The sequence below is a fragment of the Micromonospora parastrephiae genome (assembly GCF_016802865.1).
Classification (GTDB): domain Bacteria; phylum Actinomycetota; class Actinomycetes; order Mycobacteriales; family Micromonosporaceae; genus Micromonospora; species Micromonospora parastrephiae.
In genome coordinates this window covers 1-4,607 of the sequence record NZ_JAEVHM010000299.1, presented here as the reverse complement: position 1 = coordinate 4,607, position 4,607 = coordinate 1, and the positions used below count along the sequence as shown (strand labels likewise).

Annotated in this window: 5 protein-coding genes and 1 pseudogene; all 6 read left to right on the top strand. The window is 74.0% G+C overall.

Translation table 11 applies throughout. The features are described from left to right. Nucleotides 1-213: pseudogene (locus tag JNW91_RS29795) on the top strand (lipopolysaccharide biosynthesis protein); the annotation flags it as partial. Nucleotides 214-221: 8 nt separating this feature from the next. After that, nucleotides 222-1,124: a sulfotransferase domain-containing protein gene (locus JNW91_RS29790; protein WP_203178840.1), complete on the top strand. Its 903-nt coding sequence runs from the start codon at nucleotides 222-224 to the stop codon at nucleotides 1,122-1,124. After that, nucleotides 1,121-2,383 carry a hypothetical protein gene (locus JNW91_RS29785; RefSeq protein ID WP_203178839.1) on the top strand — a complete coding sequence of 421 codons (1,263 nt, stop codon included), beginning with the start codon at nucleotides 1,121-1,123 and terminating at the stop codon, nucleotides 2,381-2,383. Before JNW91_RS29790 ends, JNW91_RS29785 begins: the two co-directional genes overlap by 4 nt. A 213-nt stretch (nucleotides 2,384-2,596) precedes the next feature. Then, nucleotides 2,597-3,076, top strand: coding sequence for a UDP-N-acetylglucosamine--LPS N-acetylglucosamine transferase (locus JNW91_RS29780; RefSeq protein WP_203178838.1), 480 nt, complete (start codon nucleotides 2,597-2,599; stop codon nucleotides 3,074-3,076). Next, nucleotides 3,073-3,750, top strand: coding sequence for a glycosyltransferase (locus JNW91_RS29775; protein WP_203178837.1), 678 nt, complete (start codon nucleotides 3,073-3,075; stop codon nucleotides 3,748-3,750). The genes JNW91_RS29780 and JNW91_RS29775 overlap by 4 nt, the downstream gene beginning before the upstream one ends. Further along, nucleotides 3,747-4,607 (top strand): glycosyltransferase family 2 protein (locus JNW91_RS29770; protein ID WP_203178836.1); only part of this gene is annotated, 861 nt, incomplete at its 3' end. The genes JNW91_RS29775 and JNW91_RS29770, both read left to right, overlap by 4 nt.

Below are 4,607 nucleotides of genomic sequence, written 5' to 3'. Positions count from 1 at the left end.
GTCGGCGCGGCGGCCGGCGTCGGCGTGTTGGCCGGCGGGCGTGGTCTGCCCGGCCTGGCGGTGACCCTGGGTGTGCTGGTGGCCGGTTGCGTCGGCTTGTTGACGTTGCCCCGGGTGCGCGCCGGCATCCGGGTGACCATGAAGCAGATCCGTGGACGGGACGACGCGGCCACGGCCGCCGGCCCCGCCCCGGCATCGACGAGAGGCAGGTGAGGTCCGTCGTGGCGTCCATCCGTGACCGTGTGAAGCAGTTGGTCCCGACCCAGGTGACCGTCCGGGTGAAGGAGTCCCTGGTGGACTACGGGGTCCGCACCAGCGACCGGCGGCCCCTGCCGGACTTCCTGATCATCGGCACCAAACGGGGTGGCACGACCTCCCTGTGGAACTACCTCATCCAGCACCCGCTCGTACCCCGGCTCTTCCCCGCGTGGAACACCAAGTCGGCGCACTACTTCGAGGAGCACTGGGGGCGCGGCGAGGCGTGGTACCGCTCGCACTTCCCGACCCAGCGCCAGCGCGACGCCCTGTCGAAGCGGCACGGCGGGCCGGTCCGGGTCGGCGAGGCCGCACCGCTGTACATGTTCCACCCCCTCGCCGCGCAGCGGGTCGCCGCGCTGATGCCGACGGTGAAGCTGATCGTGCTGCTACGTGACCCGGTGGAGCGGGCGTACTCGCACTGGAAGGAGCGCCGCACCCACGGCATCGAGCCGCTGGACTTCGCCGCCGCGCTGGCCGCCGAGCCGGAGCGGACGGCGGGGGAGCGGGAGCGGCTGATCGCCGAGCCGGAGTCGTTCAGCGAGGCGTACGACTGGTACACGTACCGGGCCCGGGGGCGTTACCTGGAGCATCTGGAGCCGTGGCTGGAGCGGTTCGACCGGTCGCAGATCCTCTTCCTGCCCAGCGAGGACCTGTACCGCGACGCCCGTGCGACCTACCGACGCACCCTGGACTTCCTCGGGCTGCCCGCGTACGACCTGCCCAACTTCAAGGTCTACAACGACCGGCGCTCCGCTCCGCTGGATCCGGCGGTACGCGCCGAGCTGACCGACTACTACCGCCCGTACAACGACGCGTTGCGTCAGCGGCTCGGGCTGGACCTCGACTGGGCGGACCGGGCGGCGTGACGACCCGGGTCGACCCGTCCACGGACCCTCGGGCGAGGGTGGACGGGCTGGGCTGGGTCAGCCGCGCGGTCTTCCCGGACGACCGGGTCGGCCTGAGCGTGGGCGGCGCCCCACCGGCCGGTCACCGGGTGGTGGCCCGGTACGCGGTGGTGCCGTCGGTGACGCGGGCCCGGTTCCTGGTGCCGTTGGGGGCGCCGCGGGCCGGGGCGGCGTCGCTGCTGGCGTACAACGCGTTGCGGCCGCCCAGGGTGCGTGCGCTGCGCGCGGCGCTGGGCGGGCTGGCCCGGTTCGGCGCGGTGGGGCTGGCGCCCTTTCCGACGCTGAGCGTCTCCGTGCCGTCCGGCGTGGCCCCGGCCGAGCTGCTGCTGACCGAGCGGCTCGCCGCCGCTCTGGGTGGTACGCCGCTGCTGGCCGCCTGCGGTGTCCGCCCGCCGGACCCGAACGGCAAACCCACTCTGCAACTGTTCACCGCCGACGGTGCTCCGCGCGGCTACGCGAAGATCGGCTGGAACGACGCGACCCGAGCGCTGGTCACCGCCGAGGCGGCGGCCCTGCGGGCGCTCCGGGACACGGCCGGTGTCGCCGACCATCCGGTGCCGCCGGGGCTGCTCGCCGAGACGGCGTGGGCCGGTCAGGCGGTCGCGGTGATCGAGCCACTGCCACCGGACGTGCGGGGCGTGCCGGTCGACGACCCGCCACGTATCGCGGCGCTGCTCGCGGTCGCCCGTCGCGGGGGTCCCGCCGGTACGCCGCGACCACTGGCCTCCTCGACGTTCCTGACCCGGCTGGCCGCGCAGGCCGACCGGGCGGCCGGGGCCGGGTCGGCCGGCGGGCGGGTCGTCGACGCGGTGGCCGCGCTGGCCCGCCGGCACAATGACACCGCCGTCGAATTCGGACACTGGCACGGTGACTGGGTGCCGTGGAACCTGGGCGAGCACGCCGGCCGGCTCGTCGCCTGGGACTGGGAGCACAGCGCGCCGGACGTACCGGTCGGGTTCGACCTGGCCCACGACGCCTTCCAGCGGGCACTGGTGCTGCGCGGCGAGCCGGCGGCGGTGGCCGCGGCGGCCGTCGACGGGCAGCTGGAGCGACACGGCGAGCGGCTGGGCCTCGGCCCTGCGCAGCGCCGGCTGGTGGCCGACGCGTACCTGGTGGAGATGTGGCTGCGGACCTGGCGGTTGGCCGACGCGGGGGCGGGCTGGAACACCGCGCTGCATCCCGCACTGCTGGACGTCGTCGAGAAACGACATAGCGGCTGATCCGGCGAAATCATCGCGCGGTTGGCGTGTCGCAGAGTGACGGCAGACTGGCAGGTCGTGATGATTGTCGATGGAGTCCGGGCGGCCGGCGGCCCGGGGCTCCGAGGTGGAGATCGCCGGCTCGTCCGGTCGCGCTATTCAACGACCAGGCAACCTGTGATCTGCTCTTGCGTGGCGAAGACCGAAATTCCAAGCGAACTTGTGGGGAGTCGCGTGGACGTGAACAACGATGAGGCCGAGCCGCCCGTGCTGCTGCTGGTCGGTTCCAGCGGTGGACACCTGGCCCAACTGCTCGCCCTACGGCCCTGGTACGAACAACGGCCGCGCTGCTGGGTCACCTTCGACACCCCGGAGGCGGTGTCGCTGCTGGCCGGTGAGGACCTGGTGCCCGCGCACCACCCGACCACCCGCAACGTGCCGAACCTGCTGCGCAACGCGCTGCTGGCCTGGCGCGTGCTGCGGCGTCGGCGGGTCGCCGCGGTGGTCACCACCGGCGCCGGCGTGGCCGTGCCGTTCGTGGTGCTGGCCCGGCTGCGGCGCATCCCGACCGTCTACATCGAGGTGTACGACCGGATCGACACCCCGACGTTGACCGCCCGGCTCTGCCGACCGTTCCTGTCCGCGATGCTCGTGCAGTGGGACGAGCAGCGGCGGCAGTACCCCGAGGCCACCGTCGTGGGGACACTGCTGTGAGCGGGGAGACCGACACCAGCCGACGTCCGCAACCGCCCCAACCCGCCGCCGAGTCGGCCCGGTTGCCCCGCCAGCGCGACACCACGCCGAGCACCCAGACCCGCCTGCTGGTCGCGGTCGGCACCGACAAGCACCCCTTCGACCGGCTCGTCGACTGGTTGGCACAGTGGCACGCGCACGCCGGCGGCGCGGTCGGGCTGACCGTCCAGCACGGGCACACGAAGGCTCCCCAACTGCCCGGCGCCGTGCCGTTCCTCGGCCACGACGCCCTGCAGCAGGCGATGGCCGACGCCGACCTGGTGGTCTGCCACGGTGGGCCGGCGACCATCCTGGAGGCCCGCCGGCACGGTCACCTGCCGATCGTGGTGCCCCGCGATCCGGCCCGCGGCGAGCACGTCGACGACCATCAGCAACTCTTCGGCCGCCGGCTCGGCGCCGCCGGGCTGGTGGCGCTCTGCGAGACCCGGGAGCAGCTGCACGACGCGCTGGCCGCCGGGCAGGCCGACGCCTCCCGGTACGCGGTGGCCGCCGACCCCGGTGCGCACGAGGCGCGCCGCGCCGCGGTGGCGCGGGTCGGGCAGATCGTGGAGGACCTGGTGGCCCGCTCGGTCCGACGCCCACCCCGCTGGCGGGCCTGGGCACGGCCGGACCGTCGGACGGAGGGGCCCCGATGACCGGGCAGCCGAGCGTCAGCGTCGTGGTGCCCACCCGGGACCGCCCGGAGCTGCTGCGCGCCGCCGTACGGGCGATCCTGGCCCAGGAATATCCCGGCCCGGTCGAGGTCGTGGTGGTGTTCGACCAGTCCACGCCCGACGAGTCACTGGGCGGGCTCGCCGGCCCGGACCGGGCCGTACGGGTGATCCGCAACGGCCGCACACCGGGGCTGGCCGGGGCGCGCAACAGCGGCACCCTCGCCGCCGAGGGGGAGCTTGTCGCGTTCTGCGACGACGACGACGAGTGGCTGCCCGGCAAGTTGACGGCCCAGGTCGAGGCGTTGGCCGCCGATCCGGAAGCCGAGTTCGTCTGCTGCGGCATCCGGGTCACCTACGACGGGAACACCGTCGACCGGGTGCTCGACAAGGACCGGATCACCCTGGACGACCTCCTGCGGGACCGGATGACGGAGCTGCACCCGTCCACCTTCCTGATCCGCGCCGCCGCGCTGCGCGACGGCTTCGGGCTGGTCGACGAGGAGATCCCGGGCAGCTACGCGGAGGACTACGAGTTCCTGCTCCGGGCGGCGCGCAGCGCACCGCTGATCAACCTGCGTACCCCGTCGGTGCTGGTCCGCTGGCACAAGCGCTCGTACTTCGCGCAACGGTGGGACACCATCTCCGAGGCGTTGCAGTGGCTGCTGCTGCGTTACCCGGAGTTCGCCGGCCAGCCGGCCGGCGAGGCCCGGGTGACCGGGCAGATCGCGTTCGCCCACGCCGCCTCCGGCGACCGGCGGGGCGCGCTGCGCTGGGCCCGGCGCACCCTGCGGAGCAATCCCCGCGAGCCGCGCGCCTACCTGGCGCTGGCGGTCGCCGGC